The sequence below is a fragment of the Streptomyces sp. NPDC002851 genome, from assembly GCF_053591935.1.
On the sequence record NZ_JBSFUT010000027.1, the window covers coordinates 43403 to 70400 of the forward strand.

At 70.0% G+C, this 26998-nt stretch carries 26 protein-coding genes; 18 read left to right on the plus strand and 8 right to left on the minus strand.

The window, feature by feature from the left end; genetic code table 11:
- Positions 1 to 48 precede the first annotated feature (48 nt).
- The 5 genes from ACWD10_RS25790 to ACWD10_RS25810 all read left to right on the plus strand — a co-directional run bounded on the left by ACWD10_RS25790 (position 49) and on the right by ACWD10_RS25810 (position 4865).
- Positions 49 to 648, plus strand: a complete 600-nt coding sequence (locus ACWD10_RS25790) for a TlpA family protein disulfide reductase (RefSeq protein ID WP_451094916.1) — start codon at positions 49 to 51, stop codon at positions 646 to 648.
- 5 nt (positions 649 to 653) lie between these two features.
- Positions 654 to 1421, plus strand: coding sequence for a cytochrome c biogenesis CcdA family protein (locus ACWD10_RS25795; RefSeq protein WP_451094918.1), 768 nt, complete (start codon positions 654 to 656; stop codon positions 1419 to 1421).
- 2 nt (positions 1422 to 1423) lie between these two features.
- Entirely contained in the window at positions 1424 to 3193 is a 1770-nt protein-coding gene (gene resB / locus ACWD10_RS25800) for a cytochrome c biogenesis protein ResB (RefSeq protein ID WP_451094920.1), read from the plus strand.
- Entirely contained in the window at positions 3190 to 4287 is a 1098-nt protein-coding gene (gene ccsB, locus ACWD10_RS25805) for a c-type cytochrome biogenesis protein CcsB (RefSeq protein ID WP_451094922.1), read from the plus strand. The genes resB and ccsB overlap by 4 nt, the downstream gene beginning before the upstream one ends.
- Before the next feature lie 74 nt (positions 4288 to 4361).
- Complete coding sequence (locus ACWD10_RS25810; RefSeq protein ID WP_451094924.1) at positions 4362 to 4865, plus strand: SRPBCC domain-containing protein; 504 nt, start codon at positions 4362 to 4364, stop codon at positions 4863 to 4865.
- On the opposite strand, the gene ACWD10_RS25815 is transcribed toward ACWD10_RS25810, so the two are convergent.
- Positions 4862 to 5269 carry a PLD nuclease N-terminal domain-containing protein gene (locus ACWD10_RS25815; protein WP_451094926.1) on the minus strand — a complete coding sequence of 136 codons (408 nt, stop codon included), beginning with the start codon at positions 5267 to 5269 and terminating at the stop codon, positions 4862 to 4864. The genes ACWD10_RS25810 and ACWD10_RS25815 overlap by 4 nt on opposite strands.
- Before the next feature lie 88 nt (positions 5270 to 5357).
- On the opposite strand from ACWD10_RS25815, the gene ACWD10_RS25820 reads away from it, so the two are divergent.
- The 8 genes from ACWD10_RS25820 to ACWD10_RS25855 all read left to right on the plus strand — a co-directional run bounded on the left by ACWD10_RS25820 (position 5358) and on the right by ACWD10_RS25855 (position 13111).
- Positions 5358 to 6818 (plus strand): menaquinone biosynthesis decarboxylase, encoded by a 1461-nt coding sequence (locus ACWD10_RS25820; RefSeq protein WP_451094928.1) that lies wholly within the window; start codon positions 5358 to 5360, stop codon positions 6816 to 6818.
- Complete coding sequence (mqnP, locus tag ACWD10_RS25825) at positions 6815 to 7726, plus strand: menaquinone biosynthesis prenyltransferase MqnP (protein ID WP_451094930.1); 912 nt, start codon at positions 6815 to 6817, stop codon at positions 7724 to 7726. Before ACWD10_RS25820 ends, mqnP begins: the two co-directional genes overlap by 4 nt.
- A 155-nt stretch (positions 7727 to 7881) precedes the next feature.
- Positions 7882 to 8571, plus strand: a complete 690-nt coding sequence (locus ACWD10_RS25830; RefSeq protein ID WP_451094932.1) for a UbiX family flavin prenyltransferase — start codon at positions 7882 to 7884, stop codon at positions 8569 to 8571.
- Between the two features lie 106 nt (positions 8572 to 8677).
- Entirely contained in the window at positions 8678 to 9133 is a 456-nt protein-coding gene (locus ACWD10_RS25835; protein WP_451094934.1) for an Lrp/AsnC family transcriptional regulator, read from the plus strand.
- 49 nt (positions 9134 to 9182) lie between these two features.
- A complete protein-coding gene (mqnE, locus tag ACWD10_RS25840) occupies positions 9183 to 10346 on the plus strand; it encodes an aminofutalosine synthase MqnE (protein ID WP_451094936.1) in 1164 nt (387 codons plus the stop codon).
- 12 nt (positions 10347 to 10358) lie between these two features.
- Positions 10359 to 10916 (plus strand): N-acetyltransferase family protein, encoded by a 558-nt coding sequence (locus tag ACWD10_RS25845; protein ID WP_451094938.1) that lies wholly within the window; start codon positions 10359 to 10361, stop codon positions 10914 to 10916.
- A gap of 135 nt (positions 10917 to 11051) precedes the next feature.
- The gene (locus ACWD10_RS25850; protein WP_451095042.1) at positions 11052 to 11312 is read left to right on the plus strand and encodes a DUF4229 domain-containing protein; all 261 of its coding nucleotides are present in this window, start codon (positions 11052 to 11054) and stop codon (positions 11310 to 11312) included.
- A gap of 440 nt (positions 11313 to 11752) precedes the next feature.
- Positions 11753 to 13111, plus strand: coding sequence for a dicarboxylate/amino acid:cation symporter (locus tag ACWD10_RS25855; protein WP_451094940.1), 1359 nt, complete (start codon positions 11753 to 11755; stop codon positions 13109 to 13111).
- A 107-nt stretch (positions 13112 to 13218) separates the two neighbouring features.
- Here ACWD10_RS25855 and ACWD10_RS25860 read toward each other — a convergent pair whose 3' ends face one another.
- Positions 13219 to 13446, minus strand: coding sequence for a hypothetical protein (locus tag ACWD10_RS25860; RefSeq protein WP_451094942.1), 228 nt, complete (start codon positions 13444 to 13446; stop codon positions 13219 to 13221).
- Between the two features lie 268 nt (positions 13447 to 13714).
- Between ACWD10_RS25860 and ACWD10_RS25865 the strand changes: the two genes are divergently transcribed.
- Positions 13715 to 14356 carry a TetR/AcrR family transcriptional regulator gene (locus ACWD10_RS25865; RefSeq protein ID WP_451094944.1) on the plus strand — a complete coding sequence of 214 codons (642 nt, stop codon included), beginning with the start codon at positions 13715 to 13717 and terminating at the stop codon, positions 14354 to 14356.
- Between the two features lie 40 nt (positions 14357 to 14396).
- Here ACWD10_RS25865 and ACWD10_RS25870 read toward each other — a convergent pair whose 3' ends face one another.
- On the minus strand, positions 14397 to 15275 hold the full coding sequence (locus ACWD10_RS25870; RefSeq protein WP_451094946.1) for a MaoC/PaaZ C-terminal domain-containing protein: 879 nt from the start codon (positions 15273 to 15275) through the stop codon (positions 14397 to 14399).
- A gap of 2 nt (positions 15276 to 15277) precedes the next feature.
- On the minus strand, positions 15278 to 16603 hold the full coding sequence (locus ACWD10_RS25875; protein WP_451094948.1) for a 3-oxoacyl-ACP reductase: 1326 nt from the start codon (positions 16601 to 16603) through the stop codon (positions 15278 to 15280).
- Between the two features lie 70 nt (positions 16604 to 16673).
- Here ACWD10_RS25875 and ACWD10_RS25880 point away from each other — a divergent pair, with 70 nt between their 5' ends.
- Positions 16674 to 17963, plus strand: a complete 1290-nt coding sequence (locus ACWD10_RS25880; RefSeq protein WP_451094950.1) for an acetyl-CoA C-acetyltransferase — start codon at positions 16674 to 16676, stop codon at positions 17961 to 17963.
- Between the two features lie 87 nt (positions 17964 to 18050).
- On the plus strand, positions 18051 to 19727 hold the full coding sequence (locus ACWD10_RS25885) for an alpha/beta hydrolase (protein ID WP_451094952.1): 1677 nt from the start codon (positions 18051 to 18053) through the stop codon (positions 19725 to 19727).
- A gap of 93 nt (positions 19728 to 19820) precedes the next feature.
- On the opposite strand, the gene ACWD10_RS25890 is transcribed toward ACWD10_RS25885, so the two are convergent.
- From ACWD10_RS25890 to ACWD10_RS25900, 3 genes are all read right to left on the minus strand, one after another.
- Positions 19821 to 20999 (minus strand): lipase family protein, encoded by a 1179-nt coding sequence (locus tag ACWD10_RS25890; RefSeq protein WP_451094954.1) that lies wholly within the window; start codon positions 20997 to 20999, stop codon positions 19821 to 19823.
- 151 nt (positions 21000 to 21150) lie between these two features.
- Positions 21151 to 22242: an AraC family transcriptional regulator gene (locus tag ACWD10_RS25895; RefSeq protein ID WP_451094956.1), complete on the minus strand. Its 1092-nt coding sequence runs from the start codon at positions 22240 to 22242 to the stop codon at positions 21151 to 21153.
- Positions 22243 to 22469: 227 nt separating this feature from the next.
- Positions 22470 to 22673, minus strand: a complete 204-nt coding sequence (locus ACWD10_RS25900) for a cold-shock protein (protein WP_451094958.1) — start codon at positions 22671 to 22673, stop codon at positions 22470 to 22472.
- Between the two features lie 324 nt (positions 22674 to 22997).
- On the opposite strand from ACWD10_RS25900, the gene ACWD10_RS25905 reads away from it, so the two are divergent.
- Positions 22998 to 23849 (plus strand): menaquinone biosynthetic enzyme MqnA/MqnD family protein, encoded by an 852-nt coding sequence (locus ACWD10_RS25905; protein ID WP_451094960.1) that lies wholly within the window; start codon positions 22998 to 23000, stop codon positions 23847 to 23849.
- Between the two features lie 151 nt (positions 23850 to 24000).
- Here ACWD10_RS25905 and ACWD10_RS25910 read toward each other — a convergent pair whose 3' ends face one another.
- Complete coding sequence (locus ACWD10_RS25910; RefSeq protein ID WP_451094962.1) at positions 24001 to 25035, minus strand: alpha/beta hydrolase; 1035 nt, start codon at positions 25033 to 25035, stop codon at positions 24001 to 24003.
- 202 nt (positions 25036 to 25237) lie between these two features.
- Between ACWD10_RS25910 and ACWD10_RS25915 the strand changes: the two genes are divergently transcribed.
- The gene (locus ACWD10_RS25915) at positions 25238 to 26998 is read left to right on the plus strand and encodes a protein kinase domain-containing protein (RefSeq protein WP_451094964.1); all 1761 of its coding nucleotides are present in this window, start codon (positions 25238 to 25240) and stop codon (positions 26996 to 26998) included.

Here is a 26998-nt window from a genome sequence, read left to right on the forward strand (position 1 = left end):
CCCGGGGGGCGCGCAAGATCCTCGAATCGGTCATGCGAAACTTTTCACATGAGTCTTCGCCGTCCTGCCCTCCGACGTGCCCGGATCGCCGCGGGAGCCGCCGTCGCCGCGCTCGTCCTGAGCGCGTGCGGCAACGGCGGCACCCAGGGCGGGGGCGGTAACACCAACTTCGTCGCCGGCAAGGAAGGCGTCGCCACCGCAGCGAAGGGCGAACGGCAGGACGCCCCGAAGCTGGAGGGCGAGACCCTGCACGGCAAGAAGATCTCCCTCGCCGACTACAAGGGCAAGGTCGTCGTCGTCAACGTGTGGGGCTCCTGGTGCGGGCCCTGCCGGGTCGAGGCGCCGTATCTGCAGAAGGTCTACGAGGAGACCAGATCCAAGGGCGTGGAGTTCCTCGGGATCAACACCCGGGACACCAGCAAGGGCCCGGCGATCAAGTTCGAAGAGGACCACGGCATTACGTATCCGAGCCTCTACGACCCGTCGGGCAAGCTGATCCTGCGCTTCCCGAAGGGGAGCCTGAGTCCGCAGGCCATCCCTTCTACTGTGGTCATCGACCGTGACGGCAAGATCGCCGCCCGCGCCCTGCAGGCCGTCAACGACAAGCAACTGCACAAGATGATCGACCCGCTGATCGCGGAGAAGTGATTCGCGTGCCCCCTCTCGTCCTGGCCCTCGGGGATCCCACCGAGACGGTGATCAGCGGCGCCCTCGTACTCGCCCTGCCGATCGCGCTGTTCGCCGGTCTCGTGTCCTTCTTCTCACCTTGCGTCCTGCCGCTCGTGCCCGGCTATCTGTCGTACGTCACCGGAGTCAGCGGCAGCGACCTCGCCGAGGCCAAGCGGGGCCGGATGGCCGCCGGGGCCGGGCTCTTCGTGCTCGGCTTCACCGCGGTCTTCGTGTCCGGCGGGGCGCTGTTCGGCGGCTTCGGTTCGACGCTGCAGGAGCACCGGGAGATCATCTCGAAGGTGCTCGGCGCGCTGACCATCGTGCTCGGGCTCTTCTTCATGGGCGCCCTGCCGTTCCTGAGCCAGCGCGAATTCCGCTTCCATAAGCGCCCGACGACCGGGCTGCTCGGCGCGCCCATGCTGGGCGTGCTCTTCGGCATCGGCTGGACGCCGTGCATCGGCCCGACCTTGGGCGCTGTTACCGCTCTCTCCGTCAGCGAGGCCAGCGCGGGCCGCGGCGCGATACTGACCGTCGCTTACTGCATCGGTCTCGGGCTGCCGTTCATTCTGGCGGCCGTCGCGTTCCGCCGGGCCCTCGGCGCTTTCGCCTGGGTCAAGCGGCACTACGTCTGGGTCATGCGGATCGGCGGTGCGATGCTCGTCGTCACCGGTCTGCTGCTCGTCACCGGTGTCTGGGACCACATCGTCTCCCAGATGCAGGTTTGGACTTCCGGCTTCACCGTGGGGATCTGATCGTGAGCAAGGCAGAGATCGACAACGACCGGGACCTGGGCGCGGCCACGTCCCAGCTCTCCACCGCCCCGCAGGAGGAGGCCGCCGCCGACCGGTCCGACGCGTCGGCCGGGCCGCAGCTTCCGGCGCTCGGCGTGATCGGCTGGGCGCGCTGGTTCTGGCGCCAGCTGACCTCGATGCGGATCGCCCTGCTCCTGCTCTTCCTGCTCTCGCTCGCCGCCATCCCCGGCTCGCTGATCCCGCAGAACAGCGTGGACGAGCTGAAGGTGCAGGACTTCAAGAAGGCGCACACCGGGCTCACGCCGATCTACGAGAAGCTCCAGCTGTTCGACGTCTACAGCTCGGTGTGGTTCTCGGCGATCTACATCCTGCTTTTCATCTCGCTCATCGGCTGCATCGTGCCGCGCACCTGGCAGTTCGTCGGCCAGCTGCGCGGCCGCCCGCCGGGCGCCCCGCGCCGCCTGACCCGCCTTCCCGCGTACGCGACCTGGCGCACCGAGGCCGCCCCCGAGGACGTACGCGAGGCCGCCCAGGCGCTACTGAAGAAGCGACGGTTCCGGGTGGAGGCCACCGGGGACGCGGTCGCCGCCGAGAAGGGCTATCTGCGCGAGGCCGGGAACCTGCTCTTCCATGTCGCCCTGATCGTGATGCTGGTGGCCTTCGCCGCCGGGACGCTCCTCAAGTCCGAGGGCGGCAAGCTGATCACCGAGGGCGACGGTTTCGCCAACACCCTCACGCAGTACGACGACTTCAAGTCCGGCAATCTCTTCGACACCGAGAGCCTGGTGCCGTTCAGCTTCGAGCTCGACAAGTTCGAGGACACGTACGAGGAGAGCGGCCCGCAGAAGGGCACGCCGCGCACGTACAAGGCACACGTCACGTACTCCGAGGGCGCCGACGGCACGGAGAAGAAGACCGTCATCGAGGTCAACAAGCCCCTCGAGGTCGATGGCTCCAAGGTCTATCTGATCGGCCACGGCTACGCCCCGGTCGTCACCGTCAAGGGCCCCAAGGGCGAGGTCGTCTACCACGGCGCCGTGCCGATGCTGCCGATCGACTCCAACATCACCTCGACCGGCGCGATCAAGGTCGCCGACGGCTACCGCAACAAGGACGGCAAGAAGGAGCAGCTCGGCTTCAACGCCTTCTTCGTGCCGACGTTCGCGGGCGCCGGCAAGGGCCAGATGTTCTCCCAGTTCCCCGCGCCCGACTTCCCGGTGCTCGCGCTCTCCGCGTACCACGGCAGCCTCGGCGTGGACTCCGGCCTGCCGCAGAACGTGTACCAGCTGAACACCAAGGCGCTGAAGGAGTTCAAGGACAAGAACGGCGAGCTGTTCAAGCAGCGGCTGCTTCCGGGCGAGACCATGAAGCTCCCGGGCGGCGCCGGGTCCATCACCTTCGAGAAGGACCTCAAGGAGTGGGCCACCTTCCAGATCTCCCAGCAGCCCGGCAACGGCTGGGCGCTCGCCGGTGCGGTCGCCGCCCTCGTCGGGCTCGTGGGCTCGCTCTTCGTTCAGCGGCGCCGCGTCTGGGTCCGGGCCGCCGCGGGCCCGGACGGCGTGACCGTCGTCGAACTCGCGGGCCTCGGCCGCAGCGAGTCCGCCCGGCTCCCGGAGGAACTGGCCGACCTGGCGGGCACGCTGCACGACCAGGCGCCCACGGCCCCGGAACCCGAGCCGGACGCCGACACCCACGAAGCTCAGGAATCCCGGGAACCCCAGGGTTCCGCCGCATCATCCGAAGCAGTACCTGCCGAAGGGGCTGAGAAGTGAATCTCGCCGCCGCCGCCACCAACGAGAACCTGGCGAACATCAGCAACGTGCTGATCTATTCGTCGATGGCCGTCTACACGCTGGCGTTCCTCGCGCACATCGCCGAATGGGTCTTCGGCAGCCGCTCCAAGGTCGGCCGCACCGCCGCCCAGCTCACCGGGGCGTCCGCCAAGTCCGGCGCCACCAAGACCGCCCCCGCCGTCACCGTGAAGCAGGCGGGCGGCGGCACCGCCGTCCTCGACCGCCCCAAGGTCGTCACGCGCTCCGTCGCCGGAAGCCGTGACGTCCCGGACGGGCCCGGGGCGCACGGCGGCACCGAGAAGGGCGACCTCTACGGCCGGATCGCCGTATCGCTCACGGTCCTCGGCTTCCTGGTCGAGGCGGGCGGTGTGGTGGCCCGCGCGCTGTCGGTGATGCGCGCCCCCTGGGGCAATATGTACGAGTTCTCGATCACCTTCTCCACGGTGGCGGTCGGCGCGTACCTGCTGCTCCTCGCGCTGAAGAAGAACGTCCGCTGGCTCGGCCTCGTCCTGGTCACCACGGTCCTGCTCGACCTGGGCATCGCCACGAAGTGGCTCTACACCGACAGCGATCAGCTGGTCCCGGCCCTCGACTCGTACTGGCTGTGGATCCACGTCTCCACCGCGATCTTCTGCGGCGCGGTCTTCTACATGGGCGCGGTCGGCACGGTGCTCTACCTGTTCCGGGACGCGTACGAGTCGAAGCTCGACCGCGGCCTCAAGCCCGGCACCTTCGCCTCCTCCGTCCTGTCCCGGCTGCCCTCCGCCGCCTCCCTGGACAAGTTCTCGTACCGCGTCAACGCCGCGGTCTTCCCGCTGTGGACGTTCACGATCATCGCGGGCGCGATCTGGGCGGGCGACGCCTGGGGCCGCTACTGGGGCTGGGACCCCAAGGAGGTCTGGTCGTTCATCACGTGGATCGTGTACGCCTGCTACCTGCACGCCCGCGCGACCGCCGGCTGGAAGGGCCGCAAGGCCGCCTACCTGGCGCTTTTCGCCTTCGCGACCTGGCTGTGGAACTACTACGGCGTCAACATCTTCATCACCGGCAAGCACTCGTACGCCGGGGTCTGATCACGGGCGGTTCGTAGCGGTGGCCCGGTGCCGTCAGGGGTGCATATCCCTCGGCACCGGGCCACGCTGGTGTTATGAGTGCGACGATCGAGCGGGGGGCGAGCCGCACCGAGGACGGCGTCCTGCATCTGCACTTCGTGCTGCACCTGCCGCACCCCGTGGACCAGGTCTGGCACGCGGTGGCCACGCGGGACGGGCTCGTCGGCTGGCTCGCGGCCGCCGACGTCCTGGAGCCCCGGCTTGGCGGGGCCGTGACGCTGCGCTGGCTGAACCAGCAGGACGCGGCGGAGGTGCACGAGGGCCGGGTGACGGCCTGGGATGTGGAGCGGGTCGTCGAGTACACCGTGCGCCCGGTGCTCGGCCGGATGCGCTTCCACCTGGAGCACGACGGCTTCACGTTCACGACGCTCCGCTTCACCAACACACTCGAAGGAGACGAAACGCTCCGTCTCGACTGCCTGGCGGGCTGGCACGACCACTTCGAGCTCTTGGCGGACGCGTTGGACGGCAGCCCCAAGGACTGGTCGACCTGGACGCGTGAACGCTGGCGGGAGCTACGGGAGTTGTACGCGCCTTAGGCCTTGTCCTCCGGACCGCCTGAACCGGAACCGCCCTCGCCGTCGCGCCGCTTCAGTTCCTCCTCGCGGCGCTTGAGGTCCTCTTCCCACTGCTTGAGCAACGCCTCGTCGTCCGGGTCGTCCTGCTTGCCCTGCTTCTCGTTCTCCCGAAGGGAGTTGAGGAACTCGGGGTTGTCGTCCGGCGCCACCCAGCCGCCGCGACGGGCCGCCCCCGCCGGGCCCCGCACCGCGCGCTCCTTGCCCACGATCAGCCACGAGATCGAGCCGACGAGCGGGAAGAGCAGCACGAGGATCGCCCAGAGCGGCTTGGGGATGTACCGCACATCCTGCTCGTCCGTGGTGATGCAGTCGATGAACGCGTAAATGCTGAGTGCCAGTGGCACCAGGATCAGCAGCACCCGCATGAAACGGTCCCCCTGAGTGTGGAAAGCGGGGCCGCGTCAGCGGCCCCCGTGACGTATCCAGCGTAGCGAGTAGCCGATACTGGACCGCATGGCTTACGACGATCTTCGCTCCCTGCTCCGGGCGCTGGAGCGCGAGGGCGATCTCAAGCGCATCAAGGCCGAGGTCGACCCACACCTGGAGGTCGGTGAGATCGTCGACCGGGTACAGAAGTCGGGCGGCCCGGCTCTCCTCTTCGAGAACGTACGCGGCTCGGACCTGCCCCTCGCGATGAACGTGTACGGCACCGACCGCCGCCTGCTGAAGGCGCTCGGTCTCAAGTCGTACGGCGAGATCAGCGAGAAGATCGGCGGGCTGCTCAAGCCCGAGCTGCCGCAGGGGTTCGTCGGCATCCGCGAGGCGTTCGGGAAGCTCGGCGCGATGACCCACGTACCGCCGAAGAAGGTGAAGTCCGACAACGCGCCCGTGCAGGAGGTCGTCCTCGCCGGCGAGGACGTCGACCTGCACGCGCTGCCCGCGCTGTTCACCTGGCCCGAGGACGGCGGCTCCTTCTTCAACCTGGGCCTCACCCACACCAAGCACCCCGAGACCGGCATCCGGAACCTGGGCCTCTACCGGCTCCAGCGCCACGACCGGCGCACCATCGGCGTGCACTGGCAGATCCACAAGGACAGCCGCAACCACTACCAGGTGGCCGCCCGCCGCGGCGAGAAGCTGCCCATCGCGATCGCCTTCGGCTGCCCCCCGGCCGTCACGTACGCCTCGACCGCGCCGCTCCCCGGCGACATGGACGAGTACATGCTGGCCGGGTTCATCCAGGGCAAGCGCGTCGAGATGGTCGACTGCAAGACGGTGCCGCTCCAGGTCCCCGCGCACGCCGAGGTGGTCCTGGAAGGCTGGCTGGAGCCCGGCGAGATGCTGCCGGAGGGCCCGTTCGGCGACCACACCGGCTTCTACACGCCGCAGGAGCCTTTCCCCGCCCTGCGGATCGACTGCGTGACGATGCGGAAGCGGCCGCTGCTCCAGTCGATCGTGGTGGGCCGCCCGCCGACCGAGGACGGGCCGCTCGGCCGCGCCACGGAACGCTTCTTCCTCCCCCTCCTCAAGGTCATCGTCCCGGACATCGTGGACTACCACCTGCCCGAGTCCGGCGGCTTCCACAACTGCGCGATCGTCTCCATCGAGAAGAAGTACCCCAAGCACGCGCAGAAGGTGATGCACGCGATCTGGGGCGCGCACATGATGTCGCTGACCAAGCTGATCGTCGTTGTGGACGCGGACTGCGACGTGCACAACCTGCACGAGGTCTCCTGGCGCGCCCTCGGCAATGTCGACTACGCCCGCGATCTGACCGTGGCCGAAGGTCCGGTCGACCACCTCGACCACGCCTCGTACCAGCAGTTCTGGGGTGGCAAGGCGGGCATCGACGCCACCGCGAAGTGGCCCGAGGAGGGCTACACCCGGGACGGCGGCTGGCCGCACATGGTCGAGTCCGACCCGGCGACGGCGGCGCTCGTCGACCGCCGCTGGAAGGAGTACGGGCTCTCGTGACCAGCGCATCCGCGGCACTGCCGCAGCAGCCGCAGCCCGGCCGTACGAAGGCGTTCCTGCGCCTGGTCATGATCGAGCACTCGGTGTTCGCGCTGCCCTTCGCGTACATCGCCGCGCTGACCGCGATGTACCAGTGGGACAAGAACATCCACTGGGGGCGGCTGCTCCTCGTCACTATCGCCATGGTGGGCCTGCGCACCTTCGCGATGGCCGCGAACCGGATCATCGACCGCGAGATCGACGCCCGTAATCCGCGCACCGCGCAGCGCGAGCTGGTCACGGGTGCGGTGTCGGTGCGGTCGGCGTGGACCGGTGCGCTGATCGCGCTCGTGGTCTTCCTCGGTGCCGCGGCCCTGCTCAACCCGCTGTGCCTGGCGCTCGCGCCCATCGCGGTGATCCCGATGGTGGTCTATCCGTACGGCAAGCGGTTCACGAACTTTCCGCAGGCGATTCTCGGGCTCGCGCAGGCGATGGGGCCGGTGGGGGCGTGGCTCGCGATCACGGGTTCTTGGCACTGGGACGCGGTGATCCTGGGGCTCGCGGTCGGCATCTGGATCGGTGGCTTCGATCTGATCTACGCGTGCCAGGACGTGGAGACGGACCGCGAGGTCGGGGTGATGTCGGTACCGGCCCGGTTCGGGATTCCGGCGGCGATCCGGGGGGCGCGGGGCTGTCACGCGGTGACGACGGGACTGCTGGTCTGGTACGCGGTGGCGACGGGCGCGGGGGCGTTCTTCTGGTTCGGCCTGGTGGTCGTGGCAGCGGCGTTCCTCTACGAGCACACGATCGTCCGCCCGCATGACCTGACGCGCCTCAACCGCGCCTTCTTCCAGACGAACGGTTTCATCGGCATCTCGCTCTTCGTGTGCGCGCTGCTCGATCTGCTGGTGCGGGGGCTGTCGGTTTAGTCCCCGGTCCCGCCCCTTCCCGTAACCGGGGGCCTTGCCCCCGGACCCCCGCGTCCTCAAACGCCGGACGGGCTGAGAGATCAGCCGGGAAGGGGCGGAACCGGGGAAAAAGCCCCGCGCGGTCCGGGAGGCGGCCTGCGGCTAGGCTCGTACGCGTGCAGCCAGTACCCGAACACACAGTGCGCCGACCCTGGGTCGTCGGGGTGTCCGGCGCGTCCGGGACGCCGTACGCCGCCGCCCTGCTGCGCGCCCTGCTCGCCGCGGGCGAGAGCGTCGACCTCGTGGTCAGCCGGGCCTCGCGGCTCACCCTGCTCGACGAGACGGGCATCGCGTTCCGGGACGCGCACTGGCAGGACGACCTCGCCCAGTGGCTGGCCCGCGGCGCCGACGGCAAGCCGGACACCTTCGCCGTACCGGATCTTTCGGGGGTACGTCACTGGGGCGCGGGTGACCTCGCGGCGGGGCCGTCGTCCGGCTCGTACGCCACGAAGGGGATGCTGATCGTCCCGGCGTCGACGGCCTGTGTGGCCGGAGTGGCGCTCGGGCTCTCGAAGGATCTGCTCCAGCGGGCGGCGAGCGTGACGCTCAAGGAGGGGCGGCGGCTCGTGGTCGCGGTGCGTGAGACCCCGCTGAACGGCCAGACGCTGAAGCACCTCGTGACGCTCGACGAGGCGGGCGCGACCGTACTGCCCGCCTCGCCCGCGTTCTACGCGGGGGCGACGCACATCCAGGATCTGGTGGACTTCGTCGCCGGGCGGGTGCTCGACGCGGCGTCGGTGCCGCACCGGCTCTACCGCCGGTGGGAGGGAGAGCTCGGGGGCGCCTCTCGCGACGGAGCTGCCTGAAGATTTTCGTTGATCCGTTAATGGCATCACAGGAGGGACGACCTGTGTGCCTTAGTTTTCACACGTAAACTCACGACATCGCTGAATAATGGAAGGCGCCAGACCTATGGACGCGGTGGACAGGCAGCTCATTCAGGCCCTGAGAGAGAACGGCAGGGCCTCGTACGCCGAACTCGGCAGGCTCGTCGGACTCTCCGGGCCCTCCGTCACCGATCGCATCAACCGCCTGGAGGCGGCCGGGGTCATCACCGGCTACCGCGCGACGGTTGACGCCGCCTCGCTCGGCCTCGGCGTCACCGCCCTGGTCGGCATCTCGCTCTCCGACGCCACGGACCACGAGGATGTGGCGCAGCGACTCAAGGAGCTCACCGAGATCGAGGACTGCTGGTTCATCGCGGGCGACGACTCGTACATGCTCAAGGTCCGCGTCGGTGACGTGGACGGCCTGGAGAAGATCATCCGCCGGCTCAGCGGTACGAAGGGCGTCTCGCGTACGCGTACCACCATCGTGCTCTCCACGAAGTGGGAGAACCGGGTCGGCGAACTGCCGGAAGAGGTCTAGGCGTACCGTTGGCCGGAGTTGTCTGCAGGGCTGCCGGGAGAGGTTGAGGATGGACGCGGGACTCAAGCGTGACCTTGAGCAGAAGGTTCTGGCCGGTGAGCGGCTGACCCGCGAGGACGGGATCGCCCTCTACGCCTCGGACGACCTCGCCTGGCTCGGCGGCCTCGCCCACGAGGTGCGTACCCGCAAGAACGGCGACGTGGTGCACTTCAACGTCAACCGGCACCTCAACATGACGAATGTGTGCACCGCGTCGTGCGCGTACTGCTCGTTCCAGCGCAAGCCGGGCGAGAAGGACGCGTACACGATGCGCATCGAGGAGGCCGTGCGCCTTGCCGAGGAGATGCGCGGCGAGAACCTCACCGAGCTGCACATCGTCAACGGCCTGCACCCCAACCTGCCCTGGCGGTACTACCCGCGCTCGCTCAGCGAGCTGAAGAAGGCGCTGCCGGACGTCTCACTGAAGGCGTTCACGGCCACCGAGATCCACCACTTCGAGACGATCTCCGGCCTGCCCGCCTCCGAGATCCTCGACGAGCTGATCGACGCGGGGCTCGAGTCCCTGACCGGCGGCGGCGCCGAGATCTTCGACTGGGAGGTCCGGCAGCACATCGTCGACCACCGCACCCACTGGGAGGACTGGTCGCGGATCCACCGCCTCGCGCACGAGAAGGGCCTCAAGACCCCGTGCACGATGCTGTACGGCCACATCGAGGAGCCCCGGCACCGCGTCGACCATGTGCTCCGGCTGCGTGAACTCCAGGACGAGACCGGCGGTTTCCAGGTCTTCATCCCGCTGCGCTACCAGCACGACTTCGTGGACATGAAGGACGGCAAGGTCCGGAACACGCTCCAGGCCCGCACCCAGATGGCCACCGGCGCCGAGGCCCTGAAGACCTTCGCCGTCTCGCGGCTGCTCTTCGACAACGTGCCGCACGTCAAGGTCTTCTGGGTGATGCACGGCGTGCAGACCGCCCAACTCGCCCTGCAGCACGGGGCGGACGACATGGACGGCTCGGTCGTCGAGTACAAGATCACGCACGACGCCGACAACTACGGCACGCCGAACAAGCTCACCCGCGAGGACCTCCTCGACCTCATCCGGGACGCCGGCTTCCGCCCGGTCGAGCGGAACACCCGCTACGAGATCATCCGCGAGTACGAGGGCCCGGACCCGGAGCGCCGGGAGGCCCCGCAGCCGATGCGGTTCTGAGGCGGCCGTTCCATGACTCTCGACTTCCGGCTCGACCCGCCGGTCGATGCCTCCCTGCGCGACGGCGTGCTCGCGCTGTGGGCCGATGTCTCCAATGCGGGCGGCGCCGTGGGCTTCGTACCGCCCGTGGCGCCCGAGGACATACGCCCCGAACTGGTCCGGCACCTGGTGGCGATGGCCGAGGGCCGGACGCGGCTCCTGGTCGGGTACGACGATCAGGGTGCCGTCGCCGCGACCGCCTTCCTCACGTACAACACGCACCGCCTGATGGGGCACTGGATCTGGATCTACACGGTGATGGTGCACCCCCGTCACCAGGGCAAGGGCTACGGCCGTGACCTGATGGCGGCCGCCGCCGACGCGGCCCGCGGCTTCGACGGCATCGAGGGCATACGGCTCACCTGCCGCGGCGGCACCGGCGCCGACCGGTTCTACGCCGCCTGCGGCTACAAGGAGGTCGGCCGGGTCCCCGGCGCGATCCGCGCGGGAGCCGATGACTTCCGTGACGACGTCACGATGTGGCTCCCCCTGAACTGGCCCACCCGTCGCCCGGCCACCACCCCTCAATGAGGCCCTGCGGGCCGCCCCCATATCCGGACGTGTTTCACTGGTCGGGCTGGACCGGACGGAGTCCGGACGTACGAGCTGAGAGAAGAGGCGAGCCGCGTGGCACCGAAGCCGAGCGCCACCATCCGCTACACCCTGATGCGCCTGGGCATCTTCGTCGGCTGCTTCCTCGCGATCTGGGGCCTGGTCTACGTGGGCGTGCTGCCCCGTGGCCTCGGGGAGTCCAACCTTCTGTGGGTGCTCGTCCTCGCCATCGTCGTCTCCGCGCCGCTCAGCTTCGTGCTCCTGCGCAAGCAGCGGGACGAGATGTCCGCGCAGATCGCGCCCAAGATCGACCGCGTCAAGGGCAACGCCAAGGACAAGCTGGCGGCCAACCGCGGCATGGAGGACGGCGCGTAGACCGCGTACGACATCCGTAACCCGTAAGACGCATACGAACGGCGCACACGTAAGACACGTGTAAGCCTCATCACACCTCCCGGGCGCCCCGGGGCCGGAGCAATCGCTCAAAGGCCCCGGGGCGCCTGGCAATTGAAGGCAGCGAGCCCGGGTGGGGCCGGATTTCGAACCCAAAGAAGCCCTTTGATGTCCTCAAAGTTGTAGTGTTAACGTACTTCGCATGAAGACAGCAGCCGCGCCCTCACACGCCACGAGCGTCCCGCTCGTCGCGCGCCTGCACGTCGATCTCTGCCGCTGCATGTCCGCGGCCTGTTGCCGCCTCTGAAGAGCGACATCACAATGCAGCGGTGCCGCGCCGTTTCCCGCGGCCGCCGCTCCACGCAAGTCCTGTGCGCCATCCGCGTAAGTCCAACCCCGCGCGTCTTCACTGGAGTGTGTCCGTGTCCGCGAATACCGCGTCCACCACCACCGGAAAGCCAGCTGGTTCTCCGATATCCCGAATCCCCAAGATCCCCTTCTGGGCCCAGATCCTCGCCGGTCTGGTGCTCGGTGTCCTGCTCGGCTGGCTGGCCCGCAGCCAGGACGTGTCCTGGCTGGTCACCACCCTCGACAAGGTCGGCCAGACCTTCGTCCAGCTCCTGAAGCTGGCGGTCGCGCCGCTCGTCTTCTTCGCCATCCTGGTGTCGATCACCAATCTGCGTAAGGTCAACAACGCCGCGCGCCTGGCGACCCGCACCCTGCTCTGGTTCATGATCACCTCGCTGATCGCGGTGGTCATCGGCCTCGCCATCGGCCTGCTCACGAACCCCGGCGCGGGCACCGGCCTGACCCCCAAGGACGGCGCGAAGCCGGACGAGGCGGGCTCCTGGATCGACTTCCTGACCGGCATCATCCCGACCGATGTCATCACGCCGTTCACGCAGCTCAACGTCCTGCAGATCGTCTTCATGGCCGCCGTCGCCGGTATCGCCGTCCTGAAGATCGGGGACGCCGCCAAGCCGATCCTCACGCTCAGTGAGTCGGTCCTGAAGCTGCTCCAGAAGGCCCTGTGGTGGGTCATCAAGCTCTCCCCGATCGGCACCGTCGGCCTCATCGGCTTCGCCATCGCCGACTACGGCTGGAACCTGATCAGCAAGTACGCCACGTTCACCGCGGACATCTACATCGGCTGCGCCCTGGTGATGTTCGGCGTCTACCCGCTGCTGCTCGCGCTCGTCGCCAAGGTCAACCCGGTGCAGTTCTTCAAGGGCGCCTGGCCCGCGATCCAGCTGGCCTTCGTCTCCCGCTCCTCGGTCGGCACCATGCCGCTGACCCAGAAGGTCACCGAGCGCCTCGGTGTGCCGAAGGAGTACACGTCCTTCGCGGTGCCGTTCGGCGCCACGACCAAGATGGACGGCTGCGCCGCGATCTACCCGGCGATCGCCGCGATCTTCGTCGCGCAGATCTTCGACGTGCCGATGGGCATCCGTGAGTACGTCCTGATCGCCTTCGTCTCGGTGATCGGCTCGGCGGCCACGGCCGGTCTGACCGGGGCCACGGTCATGCTGACCCTGACCCTCTCCACCCTCGGCCTGCCGATGGAGGGCGTCGGCCTGCTCCTCGCCATCGACCCGATCCTGGACATGATGCGGACCGCCACCAACGTGGCCGGTCAGGCGCTGATCCCGGTGATCGTCGCGGCCCGCGAGAACATCCTGGACAAGGAGGCGTACGACTCGGCCTCCGCGTCCCCGATCGACGAGCCGGACGCGGACGCGGACGCGGAGCGGGAGCCCGAGGCAGTGCCCGTGGCTGCCTGACGCCTCGGTCGTCTCGTACGCCGGACGTGCCCCGCACCGCCCTTCGGTGCGGGGCACGTCCGTGTTTTCCCCGGCTCGGTCAGGCCGGGGTCAGTTCGGGGGCGGCGTCAGTCCCACGTGTAGCCGTCTCCGAAGTTGAGGGTGTGCTCGAGCACGTCCTCCATCGGGTCGTCGATCTGGCCCGTGTTGATCAACGCGACCACGGGACCATTGTGCGAGTCACGGTGGGTTTCATCGGCCTGTGCCGTGCCGGGGGCCGTCAGGGCGACGGCCACGGCCGCCGTGGTCGTGACCAGGGTCTCGCGACACAGCCTGCGTGCCCAACGTCCGTTCACAGCATGCTCCTTGAGGGCTGAGGCGGAGGGAACGCACCGTTCCCACGTGCTCGCCCGGTCCAACACGCGGCATCATCACGGAGTCACCGACGAGCATACGAACGTGTTAACCGTCTGTCGTGCCGGTTGCCGGTTGCCGGTTGCCGGTTGCCGGTTGCCGGTTGCCGGGGTCCGGGTCCCGGTGCCGGGGCCGGGGCCGGGCGCGGGGTTGTCGGGGGCCGTAGGCTTACCGCTGGGTAAGACGTGATTTCGGGGAGGGCGGCCTGGCGTGGGTGCTGCGAAGGGCAAGCGGATGCCGCGTGCTGTGCGGGAGCAGCAGATGCTGGACGCGGCGGTGCGGACGTTCGGGCAGCGCGGCTACCGGGCCGCGTCGATGGACGAGATAGCGGAGCTCGCGGGGGTGTCCAAGCCGCTGGTCTATCTGTACCTGAACTCCAAGGAAGACCTCTTCACGGCGTGCATCCGGCGCGAGGCCGCCGCGCTCGTCGCGGCGGTGCGGGACGGTGTGATCCCCGACGGGCCCGCGGACCAGCAACTCTGGGCCGGGCTACGCGCGTTCTTCACGCACACCGCCGAGCACCCGGACGGCTGGGCGGTGCTGCACAGCCAGGCGCGCACCCAGGGCGAGCCGTTCGCCCGCGAAGTCGCCGCGATGCGCGAGGAGATCGTCGCGTTCGTGACGCTGCTCATAGCCGAGGCCGCACGGGAGGCGCACCACAACCCCTCGCTGCCCGAGCGGGAGGTCGCCGGGCTCGCCGAGGCCCTGGTGGGCGCCGCGGAGGCGCTCGCGGTGTGGGCGAACACCACGGAGGGCGTCTCGGCGAAGGAGGCGGCGGCGACGCTGATGAACTTCGCCTGGGCGGGGCTCGGGAATTTGATGTATGGGAAGCCCTGGTCGCCGCCCAAGTGACGGCACGGCGTCGCTCACGACGCTCACGGCGCGGGTGCCGTCATGGTGCGAGGGCCGTCACCTCGCCGCTCACGTGCAGTTTCTCCGGGCGCCTGGCGTCCCGTAGCTCGAAGCGCCCATGCTTGGCGGCGTACGTCACCCGGCCCGGCAGGAACACCGGGGCCCTGAAGTCGGCCCGCACCCGGACCCGTTCCTGTGCTCCGTACTCCGCCAGGCAGCGGGCCACCGTCCACATGCCGTGGGCGATGGCGCGCGGGAAGCCGAAGGCGCGGGCCGTCAGCGGGTGCAGGTGGATCGGGTTGCGGTCGCCGGAGGCGGCGCCGTAGCGGCGGCCGAGGTCGGTGGGCAGGCGCCACTCCGTGAGGGTGGGGAGTTCCGGCTCCTCGCCGCCGTCGTTTTCCGGCTCCACAGAAGGAGCGGCCGATTCGGACGTACGGCTGTGCCGGGCCAAGTAGGTGCTGCGTGACTCCCAGACCGGCTCGCCGTCGAGCTCCGCCCGCGTCAGCACCACCGCTTCCGTGCCGCGGCGGTGGGGCCGCAACTCCTCGGCGTACACCGTCAGTTCGAGCTCCGCGTCGGCCGGAAGCGCACGGGATTGTTCGATCTCGATCGACGTATGGACCAGGCCGAGCAGCGGGAGCGGGAAGTCCCGGGCCGCCATCAGGCGCATGGCGAGCGGGAAGCCCATGACATGCGGATACGTCACCGGGAGCACGGCGTCGGCCGAGGGCCCCCGGGTGAAGCCGCAGACCTGCCGGTACGCGTCGAGCCGGTCCGCACGCGCGCGTGCGCCCGGAAGGACGAGCCGCGTCCCCGGGGCCGTCGCGTCCGGCCGTACCCGCTTGAGCGGGGAGAGCAGGGCGCCCCGGGCGAGCAGCGGCACGAGGCCGGGCGCGGCGGCAAGGCGTATGTCCGTCATGGTCAGGCCCCCAACAGGCTCTGCCCGCAGACGCGGATGACCTGGCCGTTGACGCCGCCGGACGCCGGGTGCGCGAACCAGGCCGTGGTCTCGGCGACGTCGACCGGAAGGCCGCCCTGCGCGAGGGAGTTCATCCGGCGGCCCGCCTCGCGGATGAGGAACGGCACCGCGGCCGTCATCTTCGTCTCGATGAAGCCGGGCGCGACCGCGTTGACGGTGACGCCGTGCTCCGCGAGCGCGCGCGGGGCCAGCGAGCGGACCAGGCCGATGATGCCCGCCTTGGACGCGGCGTAGTTGGTCTGCCCGGCGTTGCCCGCGATGCCGCTGATGGAGGCGGTGGCCACGATACGGCCGCCGCGGTGCAGCGTGCCCGCCTTGAGCAGCGCGTCCGTGGTGCGCAGCACGCTCGCGAGGTTGACGTCCAGGACCGAACTCCAGCGTTCCGCGGGCATGTTGGCGAGCCGTCGGTCGCGGGTGATCCCGGCGTTGTGCACAAGGACGTCCAGGCCGTCCGGGAGCGCGGCGCTGATCCGATCGCCCGCGTCGTCCGCGGTGATGTCGAGCGGCAGGGCGGTGCCGCCGAGCCGGTCGGCCACCTTGGCGAGGTCGGCCTGGGCCGCGGGCACGTCCAGGGCCACGACATGCGCCCCGTCCCGGGCGAGCGTCGCCGCGACCGCCTCTCCGATGCCGCGCGCGGCACCGGTGACCAGGGCGGTGCGCCCGGCGAGCGGACGGGCAGCATAGCCCCGGCGGCCGTCGGGGTCAGTCGTCGAGGCGACGGCTTCGTCTGCGAGCTCGATCAACTGGCCGCTGACGTAGGCCGACTTGGGCGAGAGCAGAAACCGCAGCGTGGACTCCGCGGCCGTGGCCGACGCGGTGCGCACCAGGGTGGCCGTGCGCCCCTTGCCGAGCTCCTTGCCGAGCGAGCGGACGAACCCCTCAAGGGCCTGCTGCGCCGCGCTCTGGTGGTGGTCGGCCGGGTCGAGCGGCGCGCCGAGCACCACCACGCGCCCGGACGTCGCGACCGACCGCACCACCGGATGCAGCGCCGCGTGCACCCCGGCGAGCCCGGCCACATCCGTCACCCCGGTGGCGTCGAGGACGACGGCCGCGGGGCGCTCGGAGCCCGGGGCGAGCCCGGTGCGGGCCAGCACGTCGGTGAGGCCGGGCACCGCCGACGTACCGGCCGTCAGATGCAGCAACGGTCCGTCCAGGGTGGGCTGTTCGGGGGTCCAGCGGCGCAGCCTGGCCGGTTGCGGCAGGCCGAGTCTGCGGGTCAGAAAGCGGCCGGGCGCGGTGCCGGTGAAGTGCAGATAGCGGTCGGCCATTGTCCAACTCCCAGCTCGGTCGTAAATTTACTTTCGAGTAAGGTTACTCAGAGGTCAGGAGCTGGTCGAGATGGGTACGGAAATGAGCGGTGTTCGGCGCGTGGCCGTGATCGGAGGCAGCCGGATCCCGTTCGCGCGCTCCGACGGGCCGTATGCGACCGCCTCCAACCAAGAGATGCTGACCGCGGCCCTGAACGGCCTGGTCGACCGGTACGGTCTGCGCGGCGAGCGGGTCGGCGAGTTCGTCGCGGGCGCGGTCCTCAAGCACAGCCGGGACTTCAACCTCGCGCGCGAGACCCTGCTCGGCTCCGCGCTCGACCCGCGCACCCCCGCGTACGACATCCAACAGGCCTGCGGCACCGGCCTACAGGCGGTCATCGCCGCCGCCAACAAGATCGCGCTCGGGCAGTTGGACAGCGCGATCGCGGGCGGCGCGGACACCGCGAGCGACGCGCCGCTCGGCGTGAACGACAAGCTCCGGAAGATCCTGCTCGAGGCCCGGCGCGCCAAGTCCACGGGGGCCCGCCTCAAGGCCCTGGCCAAGGTCAGGCCCGGCCACCTCGTGCCGGACATCCCGCGCAACGCCGAGCCGCGCACCCATCTGTCGATGGGCGAGCACGCGGCGGTCACCGCGCGGGAGTGGGGCATCGCGCGCGAGGCGCAGGACGAGCTGGCGGCCACCAGCCATCAGCGGCTCGCGGCGGCGTACGAACGGGGCTTCCTGGACGACCTCGTGGTGCCGTTCCGCGGCCTAGAGCGGGACCAGAACCTGCGGCCCGGTTCGACGCCCGACCAACTCGCCGCCCTGAAGCCGGTGTTCGGGCTCGACGGGCCCGACCCGACGATGACGGCCGGTAATTCGACGCCGCTGACCGACGGGGCGGCCACGGTGCTGCTCGCCGACGAGGAGTGGGCGGCCGGGCGCGGGCTCAACCCGCTGGCGTATCTGACGTATTGCGAGACCGCGGCCGTGGACTTCGTGCACGGGGACGTGACCGGGGCCGCCGGGGGCGACGGACTGCTCATGGCACCCGCGTACGCCGTACCGCGTCTGCTCGAACGGGCCGGGATCCGCGGCCTCGACGCCTTCGACCTGATCGAGGTCCACGAGGCCTTCGCCTCCCAGGTGTTGGCGACCCTCGCGGCCTGGGAGAAGGCCGGGCTCGGCACGGTCGACCGGGCGCGCCTGAACGTGGCGGGGTCGTCGCTCGCGACGGGACATCCGTTCGCGGCGACCGGGGCCCGCATCGTGGCGACGCTGGCGAAGCTGCTTGCGGAGGCGGAGCCGGGGGCCCGGGGGTTGATCTCGATCTGTGCGGCCGGTGGGCAGGGGGTGACGGCGATCCTCGAGCGGGCGTGAGGTCCGGCGCTTACCGTCCGTGAGAACAGGCGAGATGGCCACGGCAGCCCTATCGTGAGGCGAAGGGGCACCTCATGGAGGGTTGCCATGCGCACACGTCGTGTGATTGCCGGGGCCGCCGTCCTGGCGCTGGTCGGCGCGGGAGCGCCGACGTCGGCCATGGAGAGGGTCGCGGAGCGTGACCGCGGCGACAAGCAGCCGGATCTCACCCGCTTCTACGGGCAGAAGATCTCCTGGGGCAAGTGCGACGACGTGCTCGACGCCATGGATGTGCCGAAGGACATGACCTGCGGGCAGGTCACGGTCCCCCTCGACTACGCGAACCCCAAGAAGGGCACCGTCGACCTCGTCCTGAACCGGATCCCGGCCTCCGGCAAGAAGCGCGGCTCCCTGCTTGTGAACTTCGGTGGGCCCGGCGGCGCGGGCGTGGCCGGACTCGCCGGGATGGAGCGGAACTTCGACTCGCTCACCGAGGGGTACGACGTCATCGGCTTCGACCCGCGCGGGGTGGGCCAGAGTTCGCCGGTCACCTGCGGCGAGGGCGTCGACGACGACGAGCTCCAGGGCAGCGGCACGGACCAGGACAGCGGGGCCTTCGAGATCGAACGGCTCAAGAAGCAGTACGAGATCTGCAAGAAGTACTCCGGACCGGTCCTGGAACACATCGGTACGGTCAATGTCTCGCGTGATCTGGATGTGATGCGTCAGGTACTCGGCGACGACAAGCTGAACTATCTCGGCTTCTCGTACGGGACCCGGCTCGGGGCGGTGTACGCGGCCCAATTCCCGCACAAGGTGGGCCGGATGGTGCTCGACGGCGTGGACACGCTGACCGAGCCGATGCCCGAGCAGCAGCGGGTCTCCGCCGCGGGCCAGCAGACCGCCCTGGACAACTTCGTCACCTGGTGCTCGGCGAACGGGGGTTGCGTCCTCGGCAGCAACTCCCGGGACGCGAAGGAGAATGTGCGCAAGCTGATCGACCAGCTCAACGACCGGCCGATCACTCTCGGCGAGGGCGCGGTGTACGACGGCGACGCCCTGGTCGGCGCGCTCGGCTCGGCCCTCTACCAACGGAGCGCCTGGCCCTATCTGTCCCAGGCGCTCAGCAACGTGGTGGAGGACCGGGACCCGCGCGCGCTGCTCCGCCTCCAGGGCGCACAGATCCCGCCACCCGATGACGATGCGGCCGATTCGTCCGGTACCGAGTCCTCCGGCGTGGGGGCTTCCGGCGAGAGGTCTTCCGGTGAGAGCGTGACGGGCGCCGCGCGGAAGGCCCGTGATGCCGGTGACCCACCCCTCAAGCAGTCCCAAGTGCCCGTGGACAACGAGGACACCGCGCTCATCGCGGTGAACTGCGCCGATGACCCCGACCGCCTCACCGCCGCGCAGCTCGACGACGAGAAGTGGGGCGAGCAGCTCTTCCAGGAATTCACCGAGGCGTCCCCGGTGTTCGGGCCATCGCGGCTCTTCACCGTGCTGATGTGCGCGGGCCAGCCCAAGGGCACCGACTACATCCGAAAGATCCGGAACGTGGACACCGACTCGCGGTTCCTGCTCGTCGGCACCCGCGGCGACCCGGCCACGCCGTACCAGTGGGCCGTCGAGACCCAGAAGCGCCTCGGTTCGCAGGCCGTTCTCCTGGACAACCAGGGCGAGGGCCATGGCGCGTATCTCGCGTCGAAGTGCGTGCAGCAGAAGGTGGACGAGTATCTGCTCTACGGCAGGGGCCTCGCGCGGAACACCCTGTACTGCCCGGAGGAATGACCCAGGTGCCCGGGCCTGTGTCGGAAGTCCCGCCCCAGGAGGGGACCCGGCGCCCTCCCGCGAGAGGAGCGCGCCGGGCCGGGCCTCTTACGGTCACTCAGCGCACGTACCGTCCGTCGGCTCATCGGCGAACCGGCCCGCCAGCCAGTTCTGCACCGCCGCCGCCTCCGTGATCACTCCGGACACATGCTCGCCCACCGCGATCCCGCTCCAGGTGACATTGGAGCCCGCGGCACACCAGTCGTCGCGCAGGCCCGTGCCGAGCTCGTACGGGATCAACTCGTCGGCGACCGCGTGGTACAGGTACACCGGGTGGTCCGGCGTGCGGGTGCCGAGGTCGGACTCGGCGAGCCGCCGCTGCCACGCCGCCGTCTCCAGGGGATTGCTCGTCGTCACATCGGAGATCTTCTTGAACGCGCCCACGGTCGTGTCGGCGGCGACGCAGTTGTTCCGGAAGTACTCGATCAACTTCTTGCCGCGCGGGTTCAGATACGACTCCAGGTCAAGGTCGGGGAAGGCGGCGTCCTGCCCGGCGGCCGCCATGAACAGGAGCCCGGCCCCGTACGACCCGTCGTGCACCGGCGCGAGCGTGGCCAACTTGGCGGGGACGCCGCCGGTCGCCGTGCCCTTGACGTTCAGCTCGGGCGCGTACGACTTCTTCAACTCGGCCGCCCAGCTGGCGGCCTGGCCGCCCTGCGAGTAGCCCATGATGCCGATCGGGCTGTCCGCGGTGATCCCGGACTCGGCGGCGGCCGGGATGCGCTGCGCGGCGCGCGCCATGTCGAGCATGGCGTGCCCGGCGGACCTCCCGGCCGTATAAGTGTGGTCGCCGGGGGTGCCGAGCCCCTCGTAGTCGGTGACCGCGACGGCCCAGCCGCGCCAGGTGAGTTGCTGGATCAGATTGGCCTCCAGGGCGGTGCCCTGGGGGAAGTTGGCGCTCGGGGCACATGAGTCGCCGAGTCCTACGGTGCCGACGGCATAGGTGATCAGCGGGCGCGGGCCCTTCTTGCCGTCCTGCGGGACGATCACGGTGCCGGAGACCACGTTGGCCTCGTCGGTGGCGCTGGTGGAGCGGTACTCGACCTTCCACGCCTTGGTGGCGGTGGGCTGGCCGGGCAGCGGGTGGAAGGCGGAGTCGGCGACGCTCACGACGTCGCCGGGGTCGGTGGCCCGCCCGGCGGCCTGGGCCGGGGCGGTGACGGCGGGCAGCGCGGCGGCGAGGGCCACCGCGGCGAGCACTCCGCCCAGGCGTTTGGGCATACGGATGTGCATGCGGCTCTCCCAACTGTCCTGAATGACAGGGCTGGTTGAGGGTGGGGGTCGAGGTGGGGGCCTCTGGGAGCTGAGCCCCGCTGTTCGATGGGGCTGAGGTAGTGGGAGGACCGTAGTGACCCGCGAGTAAGGTCCGGCCTGACCGGAGAGCTCAGCTTTGCTGACCGTAGGTCTCAACCGTGGTCTCAGCCGTGGTCTCAATCGTGGTCTCAACCGTGTCTGTGCCGTCCCCGCCGCCGCGCATCCGGTACGCCCCCGGGGTCGTCCCCGTCCACCGCCGGAAGGCCCGGTGGAACGCCGTGTCCTCGGAGAACCCGAGCCGGGCCGCGAGCGCCGCGATCGGCTCCCGGCCCTCGGCGAGCCCGGCGATCGCCGCGTCCCGCCGCACGCTGTCCTTGACCTCCGTGTACGAGGTGCCCTCCGCGGCGAGCCGCCGCCGCAGCGTCGCCGGGCTGACCGCGAGCCGCGCCGCGATGTCCCCCAGATCCGGTAGCCGTGGCGCGTCACCGAGGGCCCGGACGAGCCCGCGCCGCACCTGCTCGGCCACCGTGGTGCCGTACGCGCGCCGGCTGAGCAGCTCGAAAGGGGCCCTGCGGAGCATCGCGTCGAGCTCGGACTCGTCCCGTACCAGCGGCGCGGCCAGCCAGCGCGGGTCGAAACCGGCCCCGGTCCGCGCGGCCCCGAAGCGCACCGGGCAGCCGAAGAGCGCCTCGTACTCGTCCTGGCGCGGCGGTGGGGGACAGGCGAACTCCGCCCAGCGCAGCGGGATACGGCGGCCGACCAGCCAACTGCACAGCCGGTGCCAGATGATCATCAAGCACTCGGCGGTGAAGCGGGCTTCGTCGACGGCTCGGGGGAGCTCGCTGCGGACCGTGAAGACGGCCTCGCCGGGCCCGCGCTCCAGGGCAAGGTCGGGTCCGCCGGGGAACAGGCGGTAGAAGGTGGCCGCACGCTCGACGGCCGCGCCCAGGTCCCGGCAGCCCAGCGAGGCGTGGCACATCATCGCGAACGTCCCGGGGCGACTGACCTCCGTGCCGAGCCCCAGAAACTCGTCCTGCGTGGCCCGGTAAAGCGCCCGGAAGAGCCGGGCGAACTGGGCCGGCGTGACCCGGGCCCGGTCGTCGCCGAGCAGCAGCGGCGGGATCTGCGCGGCCTGGAGCAGCGGCACGGTGTCGAGGCCGCGCCGCTCGGCACCGCGCAGCACCGACCGCACACGGTGCACGGTGATCGTCCGCCTCGACATCCACCTGACGTTAGCCGGGGCCTGTATCCGGCGGTAGCGGGCCGATATCGGGTGGTGGCCGGAGAAAGCGCAGAAATCGCACCGGAAAGGACGCCGGAAGAGGCGCTGGAAGAGGCGCCGAAAAGGGCGCCGGAAAGGGCAGGAGCCCCACACCCTCGCCGAAGCGAGGGAGCGGGGCTCCTTGGGTACTGCTCTAGGATTCTCGGATCAGAGTCCGGAGTTCCAGGTCAGTGCGGGGTGACGTTCTCCGCCTGCGGGCCCTTCGGGCCCTGCGTGACGTCGAAGGACACTACCTGGTTCTCCTCGAGCGAGCGGAAACCGTTCGCGTTGATCGCGGAGTAGTGGACGAAGACATCCGGGCCGCCGCCTTCCTGGGCAATGAAGCCAAAGCCCTTTTCAGCGTTGAACCACTTCACGGTTCCGGTAGCCATAAAAGCCCTCCTATGGGCTCAAAGGGTCGCCCTGCTCCAGAACCCCACGAGTGCAACAACAAACGCAAAAGTCTGAAAACGACGAGAGCCCGCGGTCACATGCTCCGCAGGCTCTGTACTGCAAGGGAAACCAAACTGCAACTTGCGTTGAGCCTAGCACGGGGGTACCCCCCCGGGATAGAGGGCAAGATCATGTCACCCGAATGTTTGAAGTTCCTGGTCGAAAGATTGACGCGGTGCCGGCCGTGGAGTTAACCGGGTGCGACACGGCCCTGAACGGTACCCCGGGGCAACCGATCGGCCGGCGGGGGCTAGCCTCGCGATGTGGACAATTCTCCCCGCAGCCGCCCGCGCGTCGGGCACATCCAGTTCCTGAACTGCCTGCCCCTCTACTGGGGGCTCGCGCGCACCGGAACGCTGCTCGACCTGGAGCTGACGAAGGACACCCCGGAAAAGCTCAGCGAGCGACTAGTCACCGGCGATCTGGACATCGCTCCGATCACCCTCGTGGAGTTCCTGAAGCACGCCGATCAGCTGGTCGCCCTGCCGGACATCGCCGTCGGCTGCGACGGCCCCGTGATGTCCTGCGTCATCGTCTCGCAGCTGCCGCTCGACCGGCTCGACGGCGCCCGGGTCGCCCTGGGCTCCACCTCGCGCACGTCGGTACGCCTGGCGCAGCTGCTGCTCGCCGAGCGCGTCGGTGTCGCGCCGGACTACTACACCTGCCCGCCGGATCTCGGTCTGATGATGCGCGAGGCCGAGGCGGCGGTCCTGATCGGGGACGCGGCGCTGCGGGCCAATCTGCACGACGGGCCGCGGCTCGGCCTCCAGGTGCACGACCTGGGGCAGCTGTGGAAGGAGTGGACGGGCCTGCCGTTCGTCTTCGCCGTCTGGGCGGTCCGGCGCGACTATCTGGAGCGCGAGCCCGAGGTCGTACGCAAGGTGCACGAGGCGTTTCTGGCGTCCCGGGATCTGTCCCTCGAGGAGGTCACCAAGGTGGCCGAGCAGGCCGCGCGCTGGGAGTCCTTCGACGCCGGGGTCCTGGAGCGCTACTTCACCACGCTCGACTTCCGCTTCGGCGCGCAGCAGCTCGCCGGGGTGCGGGAGTTCGCCCGCCGGGTCGGCCCGACGACCGGGTTCGCGGCGGACGTACGGGTGGATCTTCTGGAGCCGTGACCGGCCGCGTACCGGAGTGACCGGCTGCGAACAGGGCTAGTGACCGGCTGTGAACAGGGCTGTGGCCCCGGGAGTCAGGGTTCTCCCGGGGCCACAGGTCTGGCGGGGGCGTCGGCGCTGGGGTCAGGGTGCTGGGGTCAGGGCGCTGGGGTCAGGCGGTCGGGGTCGGGCCGAGCATGCGCTTGCTGATCCACTGGAGTGGGCCGTCGCCGAGGGACTTGGCGTACTGCCGTCCGCTGTGCTCGCCGTTCTGGATCATGAACAGCTGGGTCTTGATCGGGCCCTTGCCGTACTTCTGTAGGAAGTTCTTGGTGGTCGCCTGGCCGGACTCCTTGGTGCCCAGCATGATCGAGATGTTGACCTCGGGGCCGCCCTTCTTGATGAGGTCGGCGGCGAGCTTCTCCGGGTTGTTCGCCTGGCGCTCCTTCTCGTGGCCCTGCCAGAGCGGCGAGTCGGGGCGGGTGTCGGGGCCTCCGGCGACCACGGAGCGGAACTTGTCCGGGTGCTGAAGGACCATCTTCATGCCGACGTAGCCGCCGGACGACGAGCCGAAGAAGCCCCAGCCGCGCGGGTCCTTGAAGGTACGGAAGTTCTCCTTGACCAACTCGGGGACGTCCTGCGCCATCCAGGTGCCCATCTTCGGCTGGCCCGGTATGTCGCTGCCGTCGTAGTACTTGTCGTTGGACGCGTTGAGCACCGGCATCACGACGACGAACGGCAGCGATCGGCCCTCGTCGGCGAACTTCTGGATGTTCTCCTGGAGTTTCAGGTCGCCGCCGAACCAGTAGTTGGTCGGGTAGCCGTGGCTGCCGGGCAGTGCGATCAGGACCGGGAACGCGCTCTTCTCGTACTTCTTGTCGTAGTACTGCTTCGGCGCCCAGACCCAGACCTTGCCCTCGAAGCCGGACTTCTTGCCCTTGAGCGTGGTGACGCCCACGGTCGTACCGTTGTCGAGGGTCCGCTGGGTCTCGAACTGCCGTGGGTTCGTGGGCAGTTGTACGCCGTCGGCCGCGGGCTCGGCGGCGTGCGAGCCCCGCTGGGTCTGCCGGCTCTGGTCGGTGCTGCCGTAACTGACCGGGTCGCCCTGGCTGGAGCAGGCCGTGGCCAGGAGGGCCGGGGTGAGGGCGAGGGCCGCGATCAGGGCGGCGGCCGGGCGCTTCCTGCGGGCTCCGGTACGGCGCGTCATGGGTGCTCCGGAAAATGGGGACGGATAAGGGTATTTCCGGACATGAAGAGGGAGTTGGGGCGGTACGGGTTCCCGGGGTACCCGAGTGATCCCGGCCACGCCCGCCGTAGGCTGCTGTGCGGCGCCCCGCACCGTCGTAGGTCGTACGTCGTACGGGGAGAAGTCCGACGCAGTTCCGGGGGTCCCGGGGGGAGAGGTCCTGATGCAGCCGCTCGAAGCGGGCGAGCCCGCCGTCGTCGGCCCCTATCGGCTGCTCGGCCGGCTCGGGGCGGGCGGAATGGGCCGGGTCTATCTGGGGCGCAGCTCCGGCGGCCGTACCGTCGCGATCAAGGTCGTCCACCCGCACTTCGCGCTCGACGAGGAGTTCCGGGCGCGTTTCCGGCGCGAGGTCGAGGCCGCGCGGCGGGTCGGCGGCGCCTGGACGGCACCGGTCCTCGACGCCGACCCGGAGGCATCCATTCCGTGGGTGGCGACCGGCTATGTGGCCGGTCCCTCGCTCACGCAGGCGGTCGGCGAGCGGGGCGCGCTGCCCGCGCTTCCCGAGCATGCGGTACGGGTCCTGGGCGCCGGACTCGCCGAGGCGCTGTCGGCGGTGCACGGGCTCGGCCTGGTCCACCGCGACGTCAAGCCGTCCAATGTGCTGCTCGCGCTCGACGGGCCGCGCCTGATCGACTTCGGTATCGCGCGGGCCACGGACGGCACCGCCTCGCTGACCGCGTCCGGCGTCTCGATCGGCTCGCCCGGCTATATGGCGCCGGAGCAGATCCTCGGCAAGGGCGTCACCGGCGCGGCCGACGTCTTCTCGCTGGGCGCCGTGCTCGCGTACGCGGCGACCGGGGGCTCGCCCTTCCCCGGGGACTCGTCGGCGGCGCTGCTCTACAAGGTCGTCCACGAGGAACCCGAACTGACCTTGGCGGAGGGCGAGTTGCGGGACCTGGTGGCCGCCTGCCTGGCCAAGGATCCGGCCGCCCGGCCCGCCCCGGACGAGGTGGCCCGACGGCTCGCGCCCGCGGGCGCCGCCGCGCTCGCGTCGTCCGGGTGGCTGCCGGGGCCGCTGGTGGAGCAGGTCAGCCGGAGCGCGGTGGCGCTGCTCGACCTGGAGGCCGGGGAGCAGGAGCCTTCGGGCTCGGGGCCGGTGCCGTTCACGCATCGGGCGGTGGCGCCGCCCCCGCCTTCGGTTCCGCCCGGCCCTTCTACTGTTCCGCCCGGTGTGCCCGCGGCTCCATCGGCTCCTCCTTCTGTGGCTCCGTCCCCGGGATGGGCGGCCGATCCCGCGTATACGCCTACGGGACCGAGCACGCCGAGCACCGGCCCGGGCAGCGGCCAGGGCACCGGCCCGAGCACCGGCGCGGAGCAGGCCGAGACCGCTCCCGGGTCCGGCCGTGGCCGGGTCTCGCTGTCCGTGGCCGCCGGGACCGCCGCCACGGAGAACGGCCGGGGTCGGCGCCTGACCTGCACGGTGGCGCTCGCGGTGGCCGGAGCCCTGGCCGCGGTCACCTTCGGCTCGGCCTTCATGCTCGGGCTCCTTCCCGGCGGCGGGAGCGGCCAGGACCACGGCGGCGCCGCGACGCCCCCGCCCGCCGGGGACACGGAACAGAAGCCGGACGCCGCCATCCCGAAGCGCTACCTGGGCACCTGGGAGGGCAAGGCCGAGGCCCTGGGCGGCGCGCTCCCCGCGGGGACGGTCAAGGTCGTGGTGCGGCAGGCCGCCGAGGGCGAGGAGTTCGGCACCGCGAGCATGACGGACGAGCTGGGCCTGAGCACCTGCACCGACATCCTGGTCCTGAAGAAGGCCACCAAGGACGAACTGCTCGCCACCGGCCGCCCGAAGACCAAGAACGACCCCCGCTGCACCAAAAATACCCACCCTGTGCGCCTGACCCCCGTCGGCGACGACCTGCGCTACGTCTCCGAGAACGACTCGGGCGGAAACCCCGAGGGACGGCTCTCCAAGAAGAAGTGA

What these genes read in the sequence shown, in the direction of transcription:
- ACWD10_RS25790 (WP_451094916.1), top strand. Translation starts at nt 49, where the DNA reads ATGAGTCTTCGCCGTCCTGCCCTCCGACGTGCCCGGATCGCCGCGGGA.
- ACWD10_RS25810 (WP_451094924.1), top strand. Translation starts at nt 4,362, where the DNA reads ATGAGTGCGACGATCGAGCGGGGGGCGAGCCGCACCGAGGACGGCGTC.
- ACWD10_RS25815 (WP_451094926.1), bottom strand. Translation starts at nt 5,269, where the DNA reads ATGCGGGTGCTGCTGATCCTGGTGCCACTGGCACTCAGCATTTACGCG.
- ACWD10_RS25820 (WP_451094928.1), top strand. Translation starts at nt 5,358, where the DNA reads ATGGCTTACGACGATCTTCGCTCCCTGCTCCGGGCGCTGGAGCGCGAG.
- ACWD10_RS25835 (WP_451094934.1), top strand. Translation starts at nt 8,678, where the DNA reads ATGGACGCGGTGGACAGGCAGCTCATTCAGGCCCTGAGAGAGAACGGC.
- mqnE (WP_451094936.1), top strand. Translation starts at nt 9,183, where the DNA reads ATGGACGCGGGACTCAAGCGTGACCTTGAGCAGAAGGTTCTGGCCGGT.
- ACWD10_RS25845 (WP_451094938.1), top strand. Translation starts at nt 10,359, where the DNA reads ATGACTCTCGACTTCCGGCTCGACCCGCCGGTCGATGCCTCCCTGCGC.
- ACWD10_RS25850 (WP_451095042.1), top strand. Translation starts at nt 11,052, where the DNA reads ATGCGCCTGGGCATCTTCGTCGGCTGCTTCCTCGCGATCTGGGGCCTG.
- ACWD10_RS25870 (WP_451094946.1), bottom strand. Translation starts at nt 15,275, where the DNA reads ATGACGGACATACGCCTTGCCGCCGCGCCCGGCCTCGTGCCGCTGCTC.
- ACWD10_RS25875 (WP_451094948.1), bottom strand. Translation starts at nt 16,603, where the DNA reads ATGGCCGACCGCTATCTGCACTTCACCGGCACCGCGCCCGGCCGCTTT.
- ACWD10_RS25880 (WP_451094950.1), top strand. Translation starts at nt 16,674, where the DNA reads ATGGGTACGGAAATGAGCGGTGTTCGGCGCGTGGCCGTGATCGGAGGC.
- ACWD10_RS25885 (WP_451094952.1), top strand. Translation starts at nt 18,051, where the DNA reads ATGCGCACACGTCGTGTGATTGCCGGGGCCGCCGTCCTGGCGCTGGTC.
- ACWD10_RS25890 (WP_451094954.1), bottom strand. Translation starts at nt 20,999, where the DNA reads ATGCACATCCGTATGCCCAAACGCCTGGGCGGAGTGCTCGCCGCGGTG.
- ACWD10_RS25895 (WP_451094956.1), bottom strand. Translation starts at nt 22,242, where the DNA reads ATGTCGAGGCGGACGATCACCGTGCACCGTGTGCGGTCGGTGCTGCGC.
- ACWD10_RS25900 (WP_451094958.1), bottom strand. Translation starts at nt 22,673, where the DNA reads ATGGCTACCGGAACCGTGAAGTGGTTCAACGCTGAAAAGGGCTTTGGC.
- ACWD10_RS25910 (WP_451094962.1), bottom strand. Translation starts at nt 25,035, where the DNA reads ATGACGCGCCGTACCGGAGCCCGCAGGAAGCGCCCGGCCGCCGCCCTG.
- ACWD10_RS25915 (WP_451094964.1), top strand. Translation starts at nt 25,238, where the DNA reads ATGCAGCCGCTCGAAGCGGGCGAGCCCGCCGTCGTCGGCCCCTATCGG.